Genomic DNA, 21562 nt, shown 5'->3' with positions numbered 1-21562 from the left:
CTGTCTGTTCACTGCTTGTTGAGTCTTGGTGGTGCTCATATCTGCAACCCCACGCGCATCAGCCAGGTCTCCGGCTCGTGCTGCAAACCATTGGGGGTGTTGAGGGCGCGTTGGTAATCGACGTCCACTTGCAGATTCTTCCAGCCCAGGTTCAGCCCGACGCTGGCGCCGCTCAGGCGTTGACCTGGCGCACCGTGGTCGGCCTTGAGCCAGCCGTTGTCCAGGCCCACGCGCGGGGTGATCTGCACCGGCCAGTCGGTGCGCAGCGGCAGGCGCAACGTGTTGCGCCAGATCGCGCCGCTGGCCCCGGAGGCGCTGCTGACCCGATAGCCGCGCACCGCTGAATCGTCGGTGCCGAGCAACTGTTCGATGGCCGGCAACGGGTCGGGGCTGTATTGCAGATTGAGCTGGCTCTGCCACTGCCAGGCCTGCGCGCCGAACTGGCCGTTGCGCCACTGGCTGAGGCCGGCGCGATACTTGCGAAATTGCGCTTTGGGCACGTTATTGACCGCATGATTGGCGTCATCATCGGCGCCCAGCCAGCGCAAGCCTTGTGAATAGGTGAAGTCGAGGTTCCACACCGCACGGTCGAGCCAGAACAGATTGAGCCCGGCTTCGGCCACGGTCAGGGTCGGGCTCTGAATGCCCAGGCGAGCATTTTCCAGATAGCTGTCGACGTCCTTGTGCGCCAGTTGCAGGTTGGCGCTGAGCTGGCGACTCTGGTCGCGCCACAACACGCGGTCGGCACGCAGGCTCAGTTGATCGGTGATACCGGTGCTGTGGAAAGTCACGCTGGGCAGTTTGAACGGCGCGCGGTATTCGGCGTGGCTGGCGAACACGCTGTAGGTCCAGTAGCCGTAAGGAATCGCGTAATACAGGCTGGCGTTGCGGTTGTAACGGTCGCCCTGATTCAAGGTATCGCTGGCGCTGAGGCTCAACAGATCGTTGAGTTGCAGCGGGCTGTCGAAGCTCAGGCTGACGCTGTTGCGATCACGCCCGGTGCTGGCGCTGCCGAGGTTGTCGATCCCCAGCCCCAGCGCCCAGCGCGACTGCCCGGAGGTGCGCGAACGCAGGATGATCCGCGACGCACCGGGCTGGCTGCCGGGGGCGATGTCGGCAGTCAGGTCGATCGAGCGCAAGCGGTTCAACTGATCCAGACCCTGCTCCAGATCGCGCAGGTTCAACGGCTGGCCGAGCATGTGCGGGAACGCGCCACCCAATGACACGGGCAGGCTCTGATCGGCCAGTTCGATGGACTCGATGTAGCCCTCGTCGATCATGATATCCAGCGACTGCCCCGCCGCCGGCGCGCTTGACAGGTACGGGCGGCTGGCGATGTACCCTTGCTCGACGTAGATCGCAGTGATGGTCGCCAGCAGATGGTTGATCTGGCCGACGCCCATGCACGGCGCCAGCAACGGTTTGATCCGTGCGTTGAGTTTGTCGCTGTCGATCAGGGTGACGCCGCCAATGCGCGTGCCACTTAGCGGCCAGCAGCGTTCATCGGGGGCGACTGTCTGCGGGATCGCCGGTGTGGCGGGCGCCGGGCCGAACGCGCCGCGCTCCAATTGGCGCTTGCGTTGCTCCAGCTGAAGTTGTTGCAGATCGCGCTGTTGCTGTTGCTGCTGGCGCAGCACTTCCTGGCCCGGCGCAACAGGGTCAGCCGCTTGAATCGAGGAGGCACACGCACTCAACACCAAGGCCGACAACAGCGGGCAACGCGTGGAACGACGACGAAAAACAGCGCGAAGCAAATACGGCACGCAACATCCTTGCAATCATAAAATGGCGTAATGCCACTTCATCAATGCTGGTGATAGTCAGAGCCTTCCTACACAAATGCAAGATGCTTCCTACAGCGCTTACATTTCTTAAACATTTGATTTATCAGCCTTGAAGGTCAGCAGCAAGGCCACGCCGCTGCAGGCCATCAGGGTTTCCCCGAGGGCTTGCGCCCAGCCAGCGAGCATCAGTCCGACGCCGATCAGCAGGTAATAAAGCAGCCCCAGCAGGGCCCCGGCGGTGCCCAGGCGATCGGCATAATTGACCAGCGCCGAACCGAGAATATTCGGGATCGCCATGCCGAAAGCCAACACCACCAGCAACATCGGCAGCACGAATGCGCCACTGTCCTGCAGCCGCCACACGCCCAGCCCCCCGAGCAGCGCGCAGATCGCGGCAAGGCGAATCAGTTGCAGCGCGTGGCAGCCGCGCCGCAGCAACCGTTGGTTGAGCCATGCTCCAAACCCTGAGCCCAACGCGAGAATCACCCCGCTGTAGCCGAATGCGGCGCCGCTCAGGCCGAGCCGTTCGAACAGGAACGGGCCGAGGCTGTAATAACTGAACAGGGCGACGTTGAACGCGGCGATCCACAGGGCCGAGCGCCAGATGCCAACATCCCTCAGCATGCGCCCGAGGGTGTCCAGCAACCCCACAGAATGCCGCGCTGACGGGCGGGTTTCCGGCAAGGCGCGCCAGCTCCAGAGCCACAACGCCGTTGCGATCAACAGCAAGGCCCCAAGCACCCCGCGATAACCAAAGCCATGCACCAGCCCTGCGCCACTGAACAGGCCAATCGCCGGGCTGGCCGCCAGCGCCATGCCCACCAGCGAAAACACCTGCGCCAGTTCCGCGCCGTGGAAGCGGTCGCGCAACAGGGTCTGGGTAACCACTGAACCGACCGCTGCGCCAAACGCCGCCACGGCCTGAGCCAGCAACAAGCCGTTGAAACTGCGTACACTCAAACCGATGACGCAGGCCGCCGCGTAGATCGCCAGCCCCGTGAGCATCGTTGGACGCCGACCGATCCGGTCGCACACCCGCCCCCACGTCACCACCCCGAAAGAGAACGCCAGGAAATACACCGACAAGGTTTGCGCCGCCGCTTGTGGCCCGACGCCAAAGGCCCGGCTGATATCGCCGAGCGCCGGGCTGTAGAGCGTCTGGGCGATCTGCGCAAACATCAGCAGGGCAATCGCCAGCAACAATAGAGGTTTGTTGTTCATCGAGATTTTCTCTTCAAAGTGAAAGCGTCGAAGAGTTTAAAAAGTCTCGACTGACGTATTATCCAAACCCTGCCAACTTATCGTTGAAATCGGACAATCCATGGCCTGGCTCGACGCCCACGCGACCTTCAACCCTGATCACTTCAGCGCACCGGTCATCGGCATCGCTTCCACCCTTGGCGATCACGATTCCGGATTGCACTGCCATCAACGCGGGCAACTGCTCTACACCCGGCAAGGCTGCACGCGCATCACCCTGGCGCAGCAGTTGTGCCTCCTGCCGCCATCACGAGCGGCGTGGATTCCCGCCGGTGTCAGCCATCGGGCGGTGATGCAACAGAGCGTCGATTACCGTTCGATCTGGCTGCTGCCCGAACTGTGCCGCGAGCTGCCGCAGCAGGTGTGCGTGATTGAAGTCAGCCCGTTGCTGCGAGCGGTGCTGGAACCGATGGCGCAGGCCGAATTCGCCAGCGATTGGCATCAGGGCAAGCTGTTTCATCTGCTTGGCCTGTGCCTGAGCGAGATTCGAGAGGCTGCACAACAACCGATGCTGCTGCCCCTGCCCCGAGACAAACGCCTGGCGTCGCTGCTGTCGGCGCCCGAACAACTGCCGCCGCAATTGCACGTGCTGGAGCAACAGATCGGCGCCAGCAGCCGCACCATCGGGCGGATCTTCCAGCGGGAAACCGGCATGAGCTATCAGCAATGGCGCCAGCAGTGGCGCTTGATGCGTGCGATGGAATTGCTCGCCACCGGGCGCAGTATCAGTTACTGCGGCTACGCGCTGGGGTTTGCCAGCGACAGCGCGTTCATTGCGTTCTTCAAGGCCATGAGCGGCACCACTCCCAGCCATTGGCTGAGATAAGCAACTGACGATCGGCATGAAAATTCAATTGCCACAAAATATTACTCGCGTCATATTACAGCCGTAATAACGACCCGTTTCCGCAGGTATTACGCCATGACCAGCATGCCCACCCTCGAGCCCGACCTGTCTGTTGCAGTCGCCACTGCCCAACCGCCCCTGCGCAAACGCCTGCTGCTGACCGGCGCCGGCCTGATCGCGCTGGTGGCGGTCGGCGTGTACGCCGCTCACTGGTGGGGCACCGGGCGTTTTCTGGAGGAGACCGACGATGCCTACATCGGTGGCGATGTCACGGTGATCGGGCCGAAGGTTGCCGGGTACATTGAAGAAGTGCTGGTCAGCGACAACCAGTCGGTGAAGGCCGGTGACGTGCTGATCCGTCTCGACGCACGGGACTACCGCGCCAACCTTGCCAAAGCCGAAGGCGCCGTGGCTGCCGAAGAGGCGCTGCTGGCCAACCTCGACGCCACCGAACAACTGCAACAAGCGGTGATCGGCCAGGCCCGTGCCGGCATCGATGCCGCTGGCGCCGAAACCGCTCGCTCGCGGGACGACAACACCCGCTACAAACGGCTGGTGAGCACCAATGCCGTGTCGGTGGAAAGCGCCCAGCGCGCCGACGCCACTTTCAAGACCGCGCAAGCTTTGAGTGCCAGAGCCCAGGCCGAACTGCTCGCCGCACAACGCCAACTGGCGGTCATCGACACCCAGAAACAACAGGCCCGCGCCGCCCTGCAACAAGCCCGCGCCGAACGTGATCTGGCGCAGTTGAACCTCGGCTACACCGAACTGCGCGCACCGGTTGACGGAGTGATCGGCAACCGCCGCGCACGGGTCGGCGCCTATGCCCAGGCCGGTTCGCAGCAGTTGTCAGTGGTGCCGGCCAGCGGGCTGTGGGTCGATGCCAATTTCAAGGAAGACCAACTCGCCAGAATGCACCCCGGACAACGGGTGAGCATCCGCGCCGACGTGCTCTCCGGCCAGGAGTTCCATGGCCGCCTCGACAGCCTCGCCCCCGCCACCGGTTCGCAATTCAGCGTGCTGCCGCCGGAGAACGCCACCGGCAACTTCACCAAAATCGTCCAGAGGGTGCCCGTGCGGATTCTGCTCGACCCGGCCGACGGCGTGCTCGGCCACCTGCGGCCGGGGTTGTCGGTCACCGCCGAAGTCGACACCCGCGCGCCAGCTGAAACCGCCGCCGTGGCCGTCGCGCCATGAGCACTGCCCTCGCAGCCCCGGCGCAACCGTTCAATGCCGCCGACATGGCCACCGCGACCAAAGTGTTCGCCTTCGCCACGATGTGCATCGGCATGTTCATCGCGTTGCTGGACATCCAGATCGTTTCGGCGTCGCTGCGTGACATCGGGGGCGGACTCTCGGCGGGCACTGACGAAACCGCGTGGGTGCAGACCAGTTACCTGATCGCCGAAATCATCGTGATTCCGCTGTCGGGCTGGCTGTCGCGGGTGTTCTCCACGCGCTGGTTGTTCTGCGCTTCGGCGGTTGGCTTCACCCTGGCCAGCCTGCTCTGCGGGGTGGCCTGGAACATCCAGAGCATGATCGCCTTTCGCGCGCTGCAAGGTTTTCTCGGCGGCTCGATGATCCCGCTGGTGTTCACCACGGCGTTCTTTTTCTTCACCGGCAAACAGCGGGTGATTGCCGCTGCGACCATCGGTGCGGTGGCGTCGCTGGCGCCGACCTTGGGGCCGGTGATCGGCGGCTGGATCACCGACATTTCGTCGTGGCACTGGCTGTTCTATATCAACCTGGTGCCAGGCATTTTCGTCGCCGTGGCGGTGCCGATGCTAGTGAAAATCGACCAGCCGGAGTTGTCGCTGCTCAAAGGCGCGGACTACCTGAGCATGGTGTTTCTCGCGCTGTTTCTCGGCTGCCTTGAATACACCCTCGAAGAAGGCCCGCGCTGGAACTGGTTCAGCGATCAGACGATTCTGACCACGGCATGGATCAGCGCATTGGCGGGGCTGGCCTTTATCGGCCGCACGATGCATGTGGCCAATCCGATCGTCGATCTGCGCGCCCTCAAGGACCGCAACTTCGCCCTCGGCTGCTTCTTTTCCTTCGTCACTGGCATTGGCCTGTTCGCGACGATTTACCTGACGCCGCTGTTTCTCGGGCGAGTGCGCGGTTACAGCGCGCTGGATATTGGACTGGCGGTTTTTTCCACCGGGGTGTTCCAGATCATGGCGATTCCGCTGTACGCCTTTCTCGCCAATCGTATGGATTTGCGCTGGATCATGATGATCGGGCTGGGCTTGTTTGCGTTGTCGATGTGGGAGTTCAGTCCGATCACCCACGACTGGGGCGCCGCTCAGTTGATGCTGCCGCAAGCGTTGCGCGGGATCGCCCAGCAACTGGCGGTGCCGCCGGCAGTGACTCTGACTCTGGGAGGCCTGGCACCGGCGCGGCTCAAGCACGCCTCGGGCCTGTTCAACCTGATGCGCAACCTCGGTGGAGCGATCGGGATTGCCGCCTGTGCGACCATTCTCAACGACCGCACCAACCTGCACTTCACCCGCTTGGCCGAACATCTGAACAGCAGCAACGAGGCGATGAACCAGTGGCTGGCGCAGGTCAGCGGCAACCTGGCCACGCTGGGCCAGAGCGGTGACGTCGGGATCACCGCCGGCCTGCATCAACTGTGGCTGCTGACGTACCGCGAGGCGCAAACCCAGACCTACGGCGACACCTTCCTGATGATCATGCTGTGCTTCGTCATCGCCACGGCGATGGTGCCCTTGATGCGCAAGGTGCAACCACCGGCCGCGCCGAGTGCGGATGCGCACTGATCACCCTTCTGAGTGGTATGCACTTTCCACTGTGGGAGCGGGCTTGCTCGCGAAAGCGGTGTGTCAGATAACCACTAATGTGACTGACACGACGCCTTCGCGAGCAAGCCCGCTCCCACAGTTATCGACCGTGAACGGTCAGAGTTGTGGGGTTTTACGGAAGCCTACCGCCAGACGGTTCCAACTGTTGATGGTGCTGATCGCCACAGTCAGGTCGACCATTTCCTTGGGCGAGAACTGCGCGGCGACGACTTCGTAGTCTTCGTCCGGGGCGTGAGTCAGACTCAGTTGGGTCAGCGATTCGGTCCACAGCAGCGCAGCGCGTTCACGCTCGGTGAAGAACGGCGCTTCACGCCATGCGGTCACCGCGAACAACCGGCGTGGGGTCTCGCCGCCTTTGATCGCATCGGCGGTGTGCATGTCGATGCAGAACGCGCAGCCATTGATCTGCGAAGCGCGCAGCTTGACCAGTTCGACCAGGGTCTTTTCAAGCGGCAGTTTCGAGACCGCGGTTTCCAGCGCGATCATCGCTTTCAGGGCGTCAGGGGAAGCGGTGTAGAAATCGGTACGAGCTTTCATGGTGAGTGTCCGGGGCCGGTGAATGTGTGACTAAGGTAGTCCCGACCCTGCCCCGGGCAAATAGCCAATCTCCCGGAAGACGAGTAGACCACCGCGTCACACCCGGTTGCGCAACCACTGCAGGAAGCCGGTTTTTGCCACCACGGCCGGCACGTCCTGGGTCAGCGTCTGGGCCTTGTGCAGCCGGTAATCGAGCAAGGCCTTCATCGCCTCGTTGATGTCGTGGCGGGCATCCAGGCAGGGTTTGAGGTAGGTCTTCTCGATGCGGTACAGCGCGCAGAAGGTTTTCGCCGCGAAGGTGGCCGGCACCGAAGAGTCGGACAGGATACCGGCCTCGCCGATCACCTCCCCCGGCCCCATGCGCCCGGATTCGAACGGGCTGCCGTGGCGGGTCAGGGTCACGGTGACCACACCGGATTCGATGATGAACAAATGATCGCTGACCTCCCCGGCGTCGAGAATCGTCTCGCCGGCACGGAAGGTTTGCAGGGTCATGTTCTGGCTGAAGGTGTCTTTCTCTTCCTGGCGCAAGGTGGAGAAAATCGGTGAACTGTCGAGCAGCGCCCGTGGCCGCGACAGGCCGCTTGGCGCATTCGGCTCCACGCTCGACAACAGATTGACCCCGGACGCCTGCAAGTGCCGGTAGGCCAGATCGAACAGCTGATTGCGCACCGGACGTTTCTGGTCCATCGACGACACGAAGCCACTGATTTCGTATTCGACGCCGGTGCTGGTGGAGCTTTTCAGCGCCACGCTCGGCGAAGGGTTGTCCAGCAACGGACGGCAACCCTGCATCGCCCGTTCGAGTGCGTCGATCACCGTGGTCGGTCGCGCATGCGGGCTGACCTGCACACTGACGGCCAGGCCGAACATATTGCTCGGCCGGCTGAAGTTGATGATCTTGGCCTTGGCCGCCAGCGAGTTGGGGATCACCGCCATGCTGCCCTGACTGGTTTGCAGACGCGTGGCGCGCCAGTCGATGTCGATGACCCGGCCTTCGGTGCCATCGATCGAGATCCAGTCATCGATCTGGTACGGCTTGGTGGTGTTGAGCACGATCCCGGAGAACACGTCGCTCAGGGTGCTCTGCAACGCCAGACCGACGATGATCGCCAAGGCTCCGGAGGTCGCCAGCACGCCTTTGACCGGCAGATCGAGCACATAGGCCAGCGCGGCGATGATTGCAATCAGGAAGATCACCGCACCGAGCAGGTCCTGCAACAGGCGCCCGGTGTGCCCGACCCGCTGCATCATCACCGCGCCGATCAACACGGTCAGGGTGCGCGCGCCGAACAGCCACCAGCCGATCTGCAACCCGGTCGCCGCCAGGTGCAGCGGCACGTTGTCGGCCCACGGCGCCGGCTCCATCGGGTTGAGGCCTTCGTTGAACAGTACCGCACTGAACAGGCCGAAAATCAGCACCCGCACCAGCAGCTTCCACTCACTGCCACGGGAGCTGATCAGGCGCCACAGGCCCAGATCGAGGAGGATCAGGATCAACGCGCAAAACAACGGATGTTCAGTCAAAAAAGACAACATCAAAGCACTCCGACACGGGCCAATCGCGAGAAGATCGCACAGATTGGGCAAGTGTAGGAGTAATTGATTTGGCAGGATGAACCCGTTCCCGAAAACACCCCAAAATCCCTGTAGGAGTGAGCCTGCTCGCGATGGCGGTGGGTCAGCCAGCCTCATCGCTGAATGACCCGCCGCCTTCGTGAGCAAGCCCACTCCCACAGGGGTTTTGTGGTGTGTCAGAGGTCGAGTGTGTCTGGGTGACTCAGAGCAAAGTGCAGCAACTGCCTGGAATACCGTTCCCTGTGGGAGGGGGCTTGCTCCCGAAGGCGGTGGGTCAGCCAGCATCATCGGTGAATGACACTCCGCTTTCGTGAGCAAGCCCACTCCCACATGGATTTTGTAGTGTGTCAGGGGTCGAGTGTGTGGCTTGTTGCCTCGGAGCAAAGTGCAGGATCTGCCTGGAATACAGTTCCCTGTGGGAGGGGGCTTGCTCCCGAAGGCGGTGGGTCAGGCCATCCCTGGCCTTCGAACCGGCCTACGCGTCCTGTGTAGAGGGCAGTGGTTTTTTGCGTCAAGCGTGCATCTGGCCGAAACGGCCGGACTGGAAGTCGGCGAACGCCTGGTGAATTTCCTGGTCGGTGTTCATCACGAACGGGCCGTGGCCGACAATCGGCTCGTCGATCGGCTCGCCGCTGAGCAGCAACACCACTGCGTCCTGGCTGGCTTCAAGCGTCAACTGATGACCGTCACGCTCGAACAGCGCCAACTGCCCTACGCGCACCGTTTCCAGACCGTTGACCTGCACCGAACCTTTCAACACCACCAATGCCGTGTTGCGACCTTCGTGCAGGTCCAGCGTCAGCAATTTGCCGGCATTCAGGCGCAGGTCCCACACGTCGATCGGGGTGAAGGTGCGCGACGGACCGGTGTGACCATCGAACTCACCGGCGATCAGGCGCAGGCTGCCGGCGTTGTCCTTGAGCGCGATGCTCGGAATGTCGCTGTCGAGAATGGTCTGGTAGCCCGGCGCAGCCATTTTGTCCTTGGCTGGCAGGTTGACCCACAGCTGCACCATTTCCAGGTTGCCACCGTTTTTGGCGAAGTTCTCCGAGTGGAATTCTTCATGCAGGATCCCCGAAGCGGCGGTCATCCATTGCACATCGCCCGGGCCGATAACACCGCCACTGCCGGTCGAGTCGCGGTGCTGCACTTCGCCCTCGTAGACGATTGTCACGGTTTCGAAACCACGGTGCGGATGCTGACCAACGCCACGGCGCTCGGTGGTCGGGGTGAATGACGCCGGGCCGGCGTGATCGAGCAGCAGGAACGGGCTGATGTGTTGGCCCAGGTTGTCGTAGGAAAACAGTGTGCGAACCGGGAAACCATCGCCGACCCAATGGCCGCGCGGGCTGGTGTAGATACCAATGATGTTTTTCATGGTTGTCTCCAATTGGGGTAAGTGATGCACTGGATTAAGCATAAATCCGTATCCATTAATGCACTAGACTGCAAAAATCGGCCTTAGCGTTCTATCTGGAGAACGATGGAGGAAGACCTCAACAGCCTCTACTACTTCACCCAAGTGGTGGAACATCATGGATTCGCCGCCGGGAGGGCGTCGGGGACTGCTACCGTCGGTGCGCACGTAGATTGATTTTCCTGGGGAGGAATTTGCGCAGAGCGATATAGCCTGAATCGTTGGTGCGGCCTTCGCGAGCAGGCTCGCTCCCACAGGAGACCGCAATCCAATGTGGGAGCGAGTCTGCTCGCGAAGAGGCCAGCCCAGACCACACAACTCCTGGGAAAGATTCATGACTTCTGCTCAACAGTGCTTTGCCTCACCAGCGGTTTTTCTCAAGGACGCAGACGCGGATACTCCTGCCCATTCCCACTGCAACCCTGGAGTCATCAATGTCTGTTCCCGCTTTTGGTCTGGGTACGTTTCGCCTGCAAGGTCAGGTGGTCATCGATTCGGTGAGCACGGGCCTTGAACTCGGTTACCGGGCCATCGACACCGCGCAGATCTACGAAAACGAAGCCGAGGTCGGCCAGGCCATCGCTGCCAGCGGTATCGCCCGCGACGAGTTGTTCATCACCAGCAAGATCTGGGTCGCCAACTTCGCTCAGGACCGCCTGATCGACAGCCTCAAGGAAAGCCTGCACAAGCTGCAAACCGATTATCTGGACCTGACGCTCATTCACTGGCCATCACCGGAAAACCAGGTGCCGGTCGCCGAATTCATGGGCGCGCTGCTGGAAGCCAAGCGTCTGGGCCTGACGCGGCAGATCGGCATCTCCAACTTCACCGTCGAACTGATGCAACAGGCGATCGCAGCCGTCGGTGCCGACCACATCGCCACCAACCAGATCGAATTGCACCCGTATCTGCAAAACCGCAAAGTGGTCGAGTTCGCCCAGAGCCAGGGCATCCAGATCACCTCGTACATGACCCTCGCCTATGGCGAAGTGCTCAAGGACCCGCTGATCCAGCAGATCGCCGCACGCCTGCAGGCCACCCCGGCGCAAGTCACCCTGGCCTGGGCGATGCAACTGGGTTACGCGGTGATTCCGTCGTCGACCAAACGCGCCAACCTGCAAAGCAACCTCGGCGCGACCGCGCTGACCCTGAGCGACGCCGACATGGCGTTGATCGCCACGCTGGACCGCGGCCAGCGCCTGACCAGCCCGGAAGGCATCGCCCCGCAGTGGGATTGATCGGTCAGCCTTGAAGACGCTGCGCAAGGCTCAGCATGGCCACGCGCAGCGCCTCCACCGAGCGCTCGACCGCTTGGGTTTCAGCGTCTCGACAGGCCTGTTCAAGATCCACACAGGCCGCCGTCACTCGCGCGGCACCGACCATCTGCGCACCGCCCTTGATGTGATGCGCCAGATTGCGTAAATCGCCCGGATCAAGGGTGGGACGCAAATCTTCCAGCCGTTGCAGATCGTCCTGCAGGCTGCGCAACACCTGGTCGCGCAGTCGTTGCATCACCGCGTGATCGTCTCCGGCCATCTGCTCCAGCGCGCTCAGATCGAGTTCGGTCACCGGCGCTGCCGGGCTCGGTTCGAGGTCTCTCTCGTGGTGACTGGCAGCGCGCAACGCCAGATCCAGATCAGCCAGGCGGATCGGCTTGAACAGGCAATCGTCCATGCCGGCCGCAAGACAGCGCACCTTCTCCTCGATCTGTGCATTGGCGGTAAAGCCGAGAATCAGGCAACGCGCCTTGCCACTCGCCGCCTCGGCGTCACGAATCGCCCGAGCGAGTTCGTACCCGTTGCGTCGCGGCATGTTGCAGTCGGTGATGAGCACATCAAACGGTTGTGCCCGCCAGCGCTCCAGGCCCTGCTCCCCGTCGTCGAGGTCGACCGTACGGTGGCCGAGTTCACTCAGTTGCCAGCACAGCAACAGACGGTTGACCGGGTGGTCGTCCACCACCAGCACACTCAATGAGCGCGCGGGTTTATCCACGACTTCGGGGCGTGTCGACTCAAGCTTGCGCGGGCTCAGCCGTGGCAACTGCAGGCTGACTTCCACCCGGGTTCCGTGGCCCGGCGTGCTGTCGAGGTGCAACGTGCCGCCCATCATTTCGCAGAGGCTGCGGCTGATCACCAGCCCCAGTCCCGAGCCGCTGCGCGCTGACTGGCCAGGATTGCCGGCCTGAACAAACGGGCTGAACAGGCGCTGTTGGTCTTCGGCGCTGATACCGATGCCGCTGTCGGCAATCTCCACCGTCACGTCCAACAGCCCGAGCGGCGTCGCGCTCACCGACAATTGCAGGCCCACCTGGCCGTGCTCGGTGAACTTGATCGCATTGCTCAACAGGTTCGACAGCACTTGCTTGAAGCGTGTCGGGTCGAGCATCACGTCGACATCACTGTGAGCATCCAGTTCGATGCGCCACACCAGGTGTTTCTGTCGCGCCAGCCCTTCGAACACCCGGCACACCGAGTTCACCAACTCGTGCAGATTGGCCCGTTCCGGTGCCAGAGAAAGATGCCCCGACTCAATGCGCGCGATGTCGAGAATGTCGCCGATCAACGCCAGTAATTGCTGGCCGGCACCGGACGCCACCTGAATCGCCAAGCGGTCGGTCACACCCTCCTCGGCCCGTTTAAGCGCCAGTTCGAGCATGCCGATCAAGGCGTTCATCGGGGTGCGGATTTCATGACTCATGGTCGCCAGAAACGCGGTCTTGGCCCGGTTGGCGTCGTCGGCGGCATCCTTGGCCTGCTGCAGTTGATGCAGCCATTGCTGACGCTGACGCAATTGCCAGCGCTGAAAACCGATCCAGGCCAGTGCCAGCAACAACAACCCCGCTGCAGCGGCAAACCCCAGCACAATCTCGCGCCGGTGGCGCAGCCAATAGCTCTCCTCCACCACCACATCATGGCTCCAGCGCTCAACCAGTTCGTCCATCTGCTGCGGTGCGATGCTCAGCAGCGCCTTGTTCAGGATCGTGTGCAGCGCCGTGGCCTGCGGTGCGGTAGCCAGAGCGATGCGAGCCGGCTGATCGCCGATGGTGTTGGTGACGCGCAGGCGCTCGCGGTAATGACGGGCAATCAGAAAGCGCGCCACCAGCAATGAACTGACGGTCGCATCGGCCTGGCCTTTGACAATCAGTTCCATGCCCTCGGCGGGGCTGCTGACCTCGACCAGACGCACTCGCGGCAGGCGCCGCAGAATGTAGTCGCGCAACGGATGACCGCGATAAATCGCCAGCCGTTTGCCTTGCAGGTCGTCGAGGCTACGAGGGCTGCGGGGCGCTGTCGATCCGACCAGCACAAACGGATTGTTCAGGTATGCACGGGTGAACTGCAACTCGGCTTCGCGCTCGCTGCTGGGCGTCACCACCGGCAACACGTCGAGTTCACCGGCCTTGAGCTGCTCGATCTGGCGGTCCAGCGATCGCCCCCGGACAACTTCGAAATGCAGCCCGGTGCGTTGACTGATGAGGTTGAGCAGTTGCGCCGACAACCCGCTGAAACGCCCCTCTGCATCAAAAAACGTCAGCGGCGCGAAGTCTTCGATCACCCCCACTCGTACCACCGGATGCTGGTCCAGCCACTCCCGCTCGCTGACACTGAGGCGTACCCGAGACTGTGCGGCCACTTGCGCGCGCCCCGCACTCCAGCGTTGCTCGATCAGTTGCCGGCGTTCCATGGGAATCACCGCCAGCGCCCTGTCGATGATGCGTTTGAGGCGTACCTCGCTACGCAACAGGGCGAAACCGAAGGGGTTGGCGTCCAGCCCCGATGGCCCGGCCAGTTGCAGGTCATTGCGGTAATTGGTGTTGATCAGGTAATTGGCGCTGATCAGGTCACCCAGGTACCCGTCATCGACCCCGAACGCCACCGCACCGAGTGCGTCCATCGCGGAGGGGTAGCGCTGCACGTCCGCCCGGGGATAGAACGCCTGCACGCTGGCCAGTGGCAGATAGTCCTCGACCATGGCGATGCGTTTGCCCGCCAGATCCGCCGGTAACGTTTCATCGAGCCGGGTCACCAGCATCGGCTGGTCTTCGGCGTAGGGGCGCGACAGCCTGAAGTCCGGGTCGGCCAGTTCAAAGTTGTTGGAAGTGCCCAGCAGGTCCAGCTCGCCGCGTTTGAGCGCGGCCATCACCGCGTCACGGTTGGCGTAGCGTTGCACGACGATGCGCACACCGAGCAATTGCGCCAGCAACTCGGCGTAATCGGCGGTGAGCCCTTCCAGCTCTTGTTGATTGCGGGTGATTTCGAACGGTGGATAATCCGGGCCGGAGATGCCCATGCGCAATACCGGGTGCTGGCGCAGCCATTGCCGGTCGCGCTCATCGAGCGCGATGTGGATATTGTCCAGTCCGGCTTGCGGCAACAACTCAAGGCGTTGCGGCGAGTCACTGGCCCAACAGGTGGTCGTGATGCTCAACCACAACACACACAACCAACCTCGCGAACTCATCAGGTCACTCAGATCAGATGATTGCGTTTGGCGAATTCGCGCAAGTGCACCGTCGAGTTCACCCCGAGTTTTTTCATCAAGCGGGTTTTGTAGGTGCTGACGGTTTTATGGCTCAGGTGCATGTCTTCGGCGATCAGTTTGTTGGGCTTGCCGTGCGCCAATTGCTCAAGGATGTTCAGCTCGCGATTGGAGAGTTCGTCGATCATCTGCTTTTCGCTGCGGTGCAACGGGGCCGACGTATAGTCGTTGTCAGACGGCGCTGCAAAATAGGAATAGCCCGACATCAGTGCCTGGATCGCCTTGTGCAATTGCAGCAGTTGGTTGGTTTTGGCGACGTAGCCCAAGGCCCCGGCACGCAGGCAGCGGTCCTGATAATACTGCGGGTCCTGGGAAGTGAAGATCAGCACCTTGCACCCGGGATCGTTGGCCTTGAGCCGCTCCAGCACTTCCAGGCCGCCGACCCCTGCCAGCTTGAGATCGAGCACCACCAGTTTGGGCTTGTGCTCTCGGTGCAATGCCATGGCTTCGCTGGCGCTCGCTGCTTCGTGAATTTCCTTGAAGCGCTCGGTTTCGAGCACCAGTTTCACGGCAGCCCGCACCACCGGGTGATCGTCGACGATCAGCGCTGACTTCATGACGGCTCCCCGTGCAACAACATGACAAAGGCGCCACCGGCATCGGCTGCTCCTGACGCAGTGGCTGCGCTATGACTGTTACACGGGAACCACATGGGATCTACCTGTCAGATCTGACAGTTGCGACATACGCCAAACCGTGCTCAGGCCCGTCGTTGCAAGGCCGACGCCGGGTTCCAGACATTCGATGCGCACACCGGCCGAACATCGACGCGGGCCATCAGGTGCTCGATCGCTGCCAGGTTCGGCAATGCGGCATGGCTGATCTGCACGTTCTCCTGAGCGAAGCCTGCTGGGGTCTGCACCGGGGCTGATGGCTCGTTGTAAATCAGCACATGACGCACATGCAGGTTGTTCAGGAAAAAGCCCGAGAGGTCCAACGACCCGGCCGCCAATTCGGCATTGATGACCACCGCGTCGAACGGCTCGCAGCCGTATTCAACCAGCGTCAGCAACTCCAGCAGACTCTGCACCGGAGCGACGCGGAAGTATTGGAGGTGGTTGAACAGGCGTTCGATTTTCATCCGGTGAAAATGCTGTGGGTCGGCAATCAGGATGCGCAGGGTTTTATTGATCATGCTCGATCTCCCGAAGGTCAGGTGGGGGTGCGCCAAGACTACGCATCGCGCCAGAACTGCTCTGTAGGATCTTTCCTAAAAATCCGCTCATTCATCTGTTCCTTTGCCATGGTTGCGCCGTTGCAGCCAATTCAACAGATCGGCCCCCGCCATCGGCCGCGCGTACCAGTAGCCCTGCCCTTGCGTACACCCCAGCGCCAGCAATTCACGACGCTGCGCATCGGTTTCGATGCCTTCGATCACCACCGCCATGCCCAGTGTTTCACCCAGCGCCAGGGTGCTGCTGATTGCCGCCCGGCAACGTGGCTCATGCTCAAGGCTGCGGATGAACTCGGCGTCGAGCTTGATTTCGTTGAACGGCAACTGACACAGACGTTGCAATGAAGAAAACCCGGCGCCGAAGTCATCGATGGACAAGCGACAGCCCATCATCCGCAGCCGCACCAGGCTCTCCAGACTGGTGGCCGGTGCTTCCAGCAAGCCACTTTCGGTCAGTTCGAAAGTCAGGCTCGAACCCGTCACAGCATGCCGCGCCAGCGTGGTTTTAAGGGTGTTGGCCAGTTCCGGATGGGCCAATTGCACGGTTTGCAGATTGAACGCCATGTTCAGTGCAAAGCCTTTGGCCCGGGCGCTCTGATGCAGCTTCAGCGCCTGCTCCAGCTGGGAAAACAGCAAGTCGTCGAGCAAGCCGCAGCGCTCCAGCACCGGCATGAACTGCGCCGGGGCAATAATTCCCCGGGTCGGGTGCAGCCAGCGGCACAACACCTCGACACCGCAGACTTCACCGGTGTGCAGATTGAATTTGGGTTGATACCAGGCATGCAGTTGCTGCTCGGCCAACGCCTGGCGTACCGAAGCCTCACTGGCCAACGTCACAGCCCCCGCCGGGCTATCGGCGACGGGCGGCCGGTCGATGAACGTGTCCAACAGCCCGGCCAACACCTGCGCTTGCATCGGTTTGCCGACATCGCCCAACAGCTTCAGGCCGAGCAGCGTCACCATCTGATGCACCGCGCGACGCAGATCCGCCGACAACGAACTGCAGATGATCACCGCCTTCACTTGCCCCGATGCCCCGATCCGTTGCAGGAATTCCAGGCCGTCCATGCCCTCCATCTGCAAATCGCACAGGGCGATATCGACCGTGCCAACCACATCCAGCAGCGCCAGCGCCTGCGCCCCATCACTGGCTTCAAACACCTGATGGCATCCCAGGCTCTGCAGCATGCTCACCGCCACCGAACGCTGGAACGGGTGGTCTTCAAGCACCAGGATACGAAGCGGCGGGTTGCACATGGTGGTGGGCTCGTTGTGGGTGAAAGGCCTGTGAGTGTCCGCTACCTGAGCGTTCAACTCGTGAGGAAAGGTCTGAAGCTGCGTGGGAAACGTCCTAGACATTGAGGTGCTCCAGCACGGCGCCAAGGCTCTGGCGATCCGGCGTACGCAGCATCAACAGCTGTCTTCGACCGGTTACGAATATCGCCTCGGCCCGGGGCTGACCACGCCGGGCATCGTGGATCACGCCATGGCGGATCTGCGGGTTGCCCTGAAAGAACCGCACCGGATCAATCCCTGCGGCGGCAATCAGTTCGCCATTGATGATCAACAGATCGTATTGCTCGAACGGGTCATGGGCGTAGTGCGTCAACGCCAGCAGTTCACGAAACGAACGGATTGGCGTGAGATCGCGATAGCCCAGCCCGTGAAAGACTCGAACAATCCGGGACTGCAGAACGGGCTGCTCTTCGACGATTACAATTCGCCTGCACTTGTAGGACATAGAATTCAACAGCGTGGGAAATGTGCTGATCACGCTAACCAAGTCCCCTGGTGATCTATGTAGGACAAGTCCTAAAGACAGGCAGAAACCTCTGGAAAGCCGACAAGATCGCCGCACAGGTCTGACCCATGCGGCGATTATTCTTACCAGAGGTAGCGATAGCCCACGGTCACACCGAAGGGTTGCTCGATGTCATTGCCTTTGGCGTATTCGGCATCCAGCGAAATCTTGCTCTTCTCGCTGACCTGCAATACACCGCCGAAACCCAGTTCGACACGATTGCCCGGCAGTTCGGCATCGAGCGAATTGCCATTCACCCGCACCTTGCTGGCGCCTGCATGCTCGGTGACGTAGGACGCCTTGACGTACGGCTGGGCTTTCATGCCGTTGCTCAGTTCCAGACTGCGCCCAAACAACGAGCCTACGCGGCTCTGCAGCGAATCGAGGTCATCGGACTTGACCCGCAGCCCGTTGCTGGCGGTGTAGCTCGCACCTTGTACGCGGGTGGCGGTGATTTCGACTTGCGGCTCGACGAACCAACCGTCCTTCAGCGCAATGCGTTTACCCACCTCGATGTCCGCACCGATGCCGTTGGTGTTGTAGGACGCCTTGACCGACTCGCCCAGATTGCTCGGGGTCTTGATGTCGTTGTCGAAGCGGCTGTACTTCAACACGCTGTCGACATAGACACCGTTGTCGTTCAGGTAGGTGGCATAGACACCGAACATACGGCTGTCGATCTCGCCGGACGCACCTTCTCCGAAGTCCAGGTCCGAGCGGGCCGTGCCGAGCATGCCACCGATATAGATTTTGCCGCTGTCGAGGGCGAACGCCTTGTCGGCGCCCACTTCCAGACCGCTGATGTCTTGGCGGTAGGCACGGCTGGAGTGCTCGCTGACATCGAAGCGCTTGCCGATGGCCCGAGTCCAGATACCGCCGTCATCCTGGCCCATGCGCAACTCGCCCAGGCGTTTGACCAGTGCGTTCATTTGCGCACTCCACAGACCGGCACTTGCGGTGTGTGCGGCAATCGCGGCGTTGCTGCCCTTGGACAGATGCTCCGGACCCGGGTCCACCGGACGCGGCGGAGTGACCGGATCAACCGGCGTTATCGGATCGACGGGCGTCACCGGACCCACCGGTTTACCCGGGTCGACAGGCGCCACCGGATCCACCGGTTTACCCGGATCGACAGGCGTTACCGGATCCACCGGTTTGCCGGGATCGACAGGCGTTACCGGATCAACCGGTGTACCCGGATCTACGGGCGTACCCGGATCTACTGGCGTGTTCCCGGAACTGGCCAACACCCAGTCATTGCCTTGCTGCTGCAAGGTGTAGCGGAACGCGCCGGCATCGACATGCCCGCCATAGAGGCCGAACTTCGCGCTGCCGCCATGGGTGTCCACCAGCACTAGACGCCCGTCCGCCGAGGTCGGTTCGCGGCCTGAATCGCCGACGATCAGCGTGTGGTCGCCACTGGCCAGGCCAGCGCCCTGCACTACCAGCAAGTCATCATGCTGACTGGCGATATCGGTGTTCATCAGAATGCTGCCGCTGCCGGACAAGGCGTTGACGGTGAAGGTCTTGAAGCTGCCGTCGGTGCTCGGCACGAAGGCCAGGCGACCGCCGTCGAGGGTCAGCGAGTCCACGGTTTTCACGCCGTTGTCCATGATATTGACCGTACCACCGGCACCTGCCACTACACCGTTGGCCTGCGCGCCGCTGTACAGATTGATCTGGCCGCCGTTACTCACCGTGCTGCGGTTGGCCGTGCCAGTGTCGTAAACGCTTTGGGTACCTCCCTGAACCTGAGTGTCATTGGCCACCGCCCCACCCAAAACACCTCTGCGCAGCGTCTGTTCGCCGCCGGCTTCGATCACGCTACCGTTGGCAACGGCCATGTTGATCAGGTTCTGCACGCCGTTATTGCCAATCTGTGTGTCATTGGCGATGGACATGACATCCAGGGTCTGCACGCTACCGGCGTTGATCAGCGTGCGATTGGCCGTAGAACGGGTCACCGTCTGCTGGCTGTCGTTGAGAACGGTGTCATTGGCAGTGCCGCTGGCACCGACCAGTTGTGTACCGCCGTTGTTGACCACCGTGCCATGGCTGACACCACTGGAGACACTCTGCGTCGCACCGTCGACCAAGGTGTCGTGCGTGACGCCATTCATGAACACATTTTGCGAGCCACTGCCACTCACGGTCGTACGATACGCCGTGCCAGAGGTGCCGATCGATTGCAGTCCGGCGGTGACATTTTCGTCATAGACCACTGCTCCGCTGTTGACCGAAGCGGTATAGGCGCTGGCGTGCAGCGGTACAAGCAAGGCTACCGCTACCGCGACAGGCGTTCGACGAAATGCAGGAACAAAGGCTTTCATGCGCTTGACCTCAGGGGGGCCGATCTCGACATCGGCGCTTTTCGGACTGAGTTCGAAACACGCCATGGCACGGTTCAAACCCGAAGAGGCTGCCAATTTAGAGAGCTGAGCGAAAATTCTGAGTAGGAAAATTCCCTATGCTTGTAGGAAATTTCCCAAGAGAACTGATCGGTGTTGACCGCCAGTGTCAGCACAATCAAACAAGCGAGCCCATTGCAGGCTCGCTTGCCATGGATCAACCGCGAGTGCCGACGGGCGCCGCACCGTAGGAAATAATCACCTCCACCCGACGATTGAGCTGACGCGAGTGCGCACTGCCGTTGTCGGCAATCGGAAACTGCTTGCCGTAACCCTTGGTGATCAGGCGATCAGCGCTGATGCCCATGCGCTTCAGCGCAAATGCCACCGCATCGGCACGCCGCTCCGACAGACGCTGATTGAAGTCATCGCTGCCCACGTCATCGGTAAAGCCTTCAATCCGCACTTTGCGCTCCGGGTTGGCCGTCAGGTACTGCGCCAACTGCTCGAAGTTGCGTTGGCTGCCGTACTTCAAATCGGCCTTGCCGGTGTCGAACAGCACGTCACCGAAAGTCACCACTTCGCCACGCTCGGTCTTCTGCGCCTTCATTGCCTGCAAGGCCTTGAGCTGCTGGGTGCGCACGTCCAGTTGCACCTGCGTGCGTTCGGCATCAATCTTTTTTAGCCCGCCTTCTGCCTGGCGCATGGCGATGGTCTGCTCGGCGACAGCGATTTTCTGGCTGGCGAGGTAGGTCAACTGCTCGACGTCCGGAGCCTTGCGATCCTTGAGTGAAGCCTGGTCGGCCTTGTTCAGGGCAATGAACGCCTCGCGGGTTTCGAGGGCTGCCAGTGTGTTCGATTCAGGTTTGTGTTGCAGTGCGGCGAACTGCGCACGGGCTTGCAGCAATTGCGGGTTCTCCGGCGGTGTGGCGCAGCCGGCGAGCACCAGCGCGCACAACGAAACGACGGGCAGTAATTTGAAAGTCGACATGAAACGTTCCTTATTGAGCGCTGGCTGGCGGGTTGAAACCGGTGGCCGGGTCTTGCAGCATTTCCTGCTTGAGCACCTGAATGCCGCTGCGCGCATCGACCAGTTGTTTCTGCCACTTGACCGCGCGCGCCTTGCGCTCGGCGAGGTTGGCATCGGCTTCGATCTGTTCGGCCAGGGTTCGCACTTGAACGTAATCACGTTCGCCCATGGCCCGCTCCATCAGAAACATCTTGTCCTGCGCGGCTTTCATCTCCAGTGGCGCGTATTGCGTCGCTTCGGCGGACACCGCGCGACTGACGGCATCCCTCGACAGGGTGATCTGCTGCTCGGGCACCGGTGCGCTGGCACAGGCACTCAAGGCCCCGGCCACGATCAGCAGGCAGGCCGATACGCGCGCGTGGGAAAACACACGTTCAATAGTCATCTAACACTCCTAACAGTGGAGTCCGGGGCCGGTC

General features: G+C 61.7%; 17 protein-coding genes. 4 read left to right on the top strand and 13 right to left on the bottom strand.

Annotated features, from left to right (window positions below; translation table 11 throughout):
* Positions 1-35: 35 nt before the first annotated feature.
* A complete protein-coding gene (locus U862_RS0110820; RefSeq protein WP_025110423.1) occupies positions 36-1763 on the bottom strand; it encodes a ShlB/FhaC/HecB family hemolysin secretion/activation protein in 1728 nt (575 codons plus the stop codon).
* A gap of 108 nt (positions 1764-1871) precedes the next feature.
* A complete protein-coding gene (locus U862_RS0110815; protein ID WP_025110422.1) occupies positions 1872-3005 on the bottom strand; it encodes an MFS transporter in 1134 nt (377 codons plus the stop codon).
* 100 nt (positions 3006-3105) lie between these two features.
* On the opposite strand from U862_RS0110815, the gene U862_RS0110810 reads away from it, so the two are divergent.
* The 3 genes from U862_RS0110810 (at position 3106) to U862_RS0110800 (ending at position 6677) form a co-directional block, all read left to right on the top strand.
* Positions 3106-3870: a helix-turn-helix transcriptional regulator gene (locus U862_RS0110810; RefSeq protein ID WP_025110421.1), complete on the top strand. Its 765-nt coding sequence runs from the start codon at positions 3106-3108 to the stop codon at positions 3868-3870.
* Between the two features lie 96 nt (positions 3871-3966).
* Positions 3967-5088 carry an HlyD family secretion protein gene (locus U862_RS0110805; protein ID WP_025110420.1) on the top strand — a complete coding sequence of 374 codons (1122 nt, stop codon included), beginning with the start codon at positions 3967-3969 and terminating at the stop codon, positions 5086-5088.
* Positions 5085-6677: a DHA2 family efflux MFS transporter permease subunit gene (locus tag U862_RS0110800; RefSeq protein WP_025110419.1), complete on the top strand. Its 1593-nt coding sequence runs from the start codon at positions 5085-5087 to the stop codon at positions 6675-6677. Before U862_RS0110805 ends, U862_RS0110800 begins: the two co-directional genes overlap by 4 nt.
* Before the next feature lie 138 nt (positions 6678-6815).
* Here U862_RS0110800 and U862_RS0110795 read toward each other — a convergent pair whose 3' ends face one another.
* The 3 genes from U862_RS0110795 to U862_RS0110785 all read right to left on the bottom strand — a co-directional run bounded on the left by U862_RS0110795 (position 6816) and on the right by U862_RS0110785 (position 10212).
* Complete coding sequence (locus U862_RS0110795) at positions 6816-7256, bottom strand: carboxymuconolactone decarboxylase family protein (protein ID WP_025110418.1); 441 nt, start codon at positions 7254-7256, stop codon at positions 6816-6818.
* Between the two features lie 96 nt (positions 7257-7352).
* On the bottom strand, positions 7353-8795 hold the full coding sequence (locus U862_RS0110790) for a mechanosensitive ion channel domain-containing protein (RefSeq protein ID WP_025110417.1): 1443 nt from the start codon (positions 8793-8795) through the stop codon (positions 7353-7355).
* 550 nt (positions 8796-9345) lie between these two features.
* Complete coding sequence (locus tag U862_RS0110785) at positions 9346-10212, bottom strand: pirin family protein (protein ID WP_025110416.1); 867 nt, start codon at positions 10210-10212, stop codon at positions 9346-9348.
* A 473-nt stretch (positions 10213-10685) separates the two neighbouring features.
* On the opposite strand from U862_RS0110785, the gene dkgB reads away from it, so the two are divergent.
* The gene (gene dkgB / locus U862_RS0110775) at positions 10686-11489 is read left to right on the top strand and encodes a 2,5-didehydrogluconate reductase DkgB (RefSeq protein WP_025110415.1); all 804 of its coding nucleotides are present in this window, start codon (positions 10686-10688) and stop codon (positions 11487-11489) included.
* Positions 11490-11493: 4 nt separating this feature from the next.
* On the opposite strand, the gene U862_RS0110770 is transcribed toward dkgB, so the two are convergent.
* From U862_RS0110770 to U862_RS0110735, 8 genes are all read right to left on the bottom strand, one after another.
* Entirely contained in the window at positions 11494-14712 is a 3219-nt protein-coding gene (locus U862_RS0110770) for a transporter substrate-binding domain-containing protein (RefSeq protein ID WP_025110414.1), read from the bottom strand.
* An 8-nt stretch (positions 14713-14720) separates the two neighbouring features.
* Positions 14721-15347 (bottom strand): response regulator transcription factor, encoded by a 627-nt coding sequence (locus U862_RS0110765; RefSeq protein WP_025110413.1) that lies wholly within the window; start codon positions 15345-15347, stop codon positions 14721-14723.
* A 143-nt stretch (positions 15348-15490) separates the two neighbouring features.
* On the bottom strand, positions 15491-15925 hold the full coding sequence (locus tag U862_RS0110760) for a hypothetical protein (RefSeq protein ID WP_025110412.1): 435 nt from the start codon (positions 15923-15925) through the stop codon (positions 15491-15493).
* Positions 15926-16012: 87 nt separating this feature from the next.
* Positions 16013-17221 carry an EAL domain-containing protein gene (locus tag U862_RS0110755; protein ID WP_025110411.1) on the bottom strand — a complete coding sequence of 403 codons (1209 nt, stop codon included), beginning with the start codon at positions 17219-17221 and terminating at the stop codon, positions 16013-16015.
* A 94-nt stretch (positions 17222-17315) separates the two neighbouring features.
* On the bottom strand, positions 17316-17705 hold the full coding sequence (locus U862_RS0110750; RefSeq protein WP_025110410.1) for a hypothetical protein: 390 nt from the start codon (positions 17703-17705) through the stop codon (positions 17316-17318).
* A 143-nt stretch (positions 17706-17848) separates the two neighbouring features.
* Positions 17849-20161 (bottom strand): autotransporter outer membrane beta-barrel domain-containing protein, encoded by a 2313-nt coding sequence (locus U862_RS0110745; RefSeq protein ID WP_025110409.1) that lies wholly within the window; start codon positions 20159-20161, stop codon positions 17849-17851.
* Between the two features lie 169 nt (positions 20162-20330).
* Entirely contained in the window at positions 20331-21104 is a 774-nt protein-coding gene (locus tag U862_RS0110740; protein WP_025110408.1) for an OmpA family protein, read from the bottom strand.
* Between the two features lie 10 nt (positions 21105-21114).
* Positions 21115-21528, bottom strand: a complete 414-nt coding sequence (locus tag U862_RS0110735; RefSeq protein ID WP_025110407.1) for a DUF4398 domain-containing protein — start codon at positions 21526-21528, stop codon at positions 21115-21117.
* Between the last annotated feature and the right edge of the window lie 34 nt (positions 21529-21562).

Source organism: Pseudomonas sp. H1h (assembly GCF_000633255.1).
Taxonomy (GTDB): domain Bacteria; phylum Pseudomonadota; class Gammaproteobacteria; order Pseudomonadales; family Pseudomonadaceae; genus Aquipseudomonas.
This window is presented reverse-complemented; position numbering and strand designations above follow the sequence as displayed.

Coding starts and splice junctions, on each gene's coding strand:
- U862_RS0110815 (WP_025110422.1), bottom strand. CDS start 3,005: ATGAACAACAAACCTCTATTGTTGCTGGCGATTGCCCTGCTGATGTTT.
- U862_RS0110810 (WP_025110421.1), top strand. CDS start 3,106: ATGGCCTGGCTCGACGCCCACGCGACCTTCAACCCTGATCACTTCAGC.
- U862_RS0110805 (WP_025110420.1), top strand. CDS start 3,967: ATGACCAGCATGCCCACCCTCGAGCCCGACCTGTCTGTTGCAGTCGCC.
- U862_RS0110800 (WP_025110419.1), top strand. CDS start 5,085: ATGAGCACTGCCCTCGCAGCCCCGGCGCAACCGTTCAATGCCGCCGAC.
- U862_RS0110795 (WP_025110418.1), bottom strand. CDS start 7,256: ATGAAAGCTCGTACCGATTTCTACACCGCTTCCCCTGACGCCCTGAAA.
- U862_RS0110790 (WP_025110417.1), bottom strand. CDS start 8,795: ATGTTGTCTTTTTTGACTGAACATCCGTTGTTTTGCGCGTTGATCCTG.
- U862_RS0110785 (WP_025110416.1), bottom strand. CDS start 10,212: ATGAAAAACATCATTGGTATCTACACCAGCCCGCGCGGCCATTGGGTC.
- dkgB (WP_025110415.1), top strand. CDS start 10,686: ATGTCTGTTCCCGCTTTTGGTCTGGGTACGTTTCGCCTGCAAGGTCAG.
- U862_RS0110770 (WP_025110414.1), bottom strand. CDS start 14,712: ATGAGTTCGCGAGGTTGGTTGTGTGTGTTGTGGTTGAGCATCACGACC.
- U862_RS0110765 (WP_025110413.1), bottom strand. CDS start 15,347: ATGAAGTCAGCGCTGATCGTCGACGATCACCCGGTGGTGCGGGCTGCC.
- U862_RS0110760 (WP_025110412.1), bottom strand. CDS start 15,925: ATGATCAATAAAACCCTGCGCATCCTGATTGCCGACCCACAGCATTTT.
- U862_RS0110755 (WP_025110411.1), bottom strand. CDS start 17,221: ATGTGCAACCCGCCGCTTCGTATCCTGGTGCTTGAAGACCACCCGTTC.
- U862_RS0110750 (WP_025110410.1), bottom strand. CDS start 17,705: ATGTCCTACAAGTGCAGGCGAATTGTAATCGTCGAAGAGCAGCCCGTT.
- U862_RS0110745 (WP_025110409.1), bottom strand. CDS start 20,161: ATGGCGTGTTTCGAACTCAGTCCGAAAAGCGCCGATGTCGAGATCGGC.
- U862_RS0110740 (WP_025110408.1), bottom strand. CDS start 21,104: ATGTCGACTTTCAAATTACTGCCCGTCGTTTCGTTGTGCGCGCTGGTG.
- U862_RS0110735 (WP_025110407.1), bottom strand. CDS start 21,528: ATGACTATTGAACGTGTGTTTTCCCACGCGCGCGTATCGGCCTGCCTG.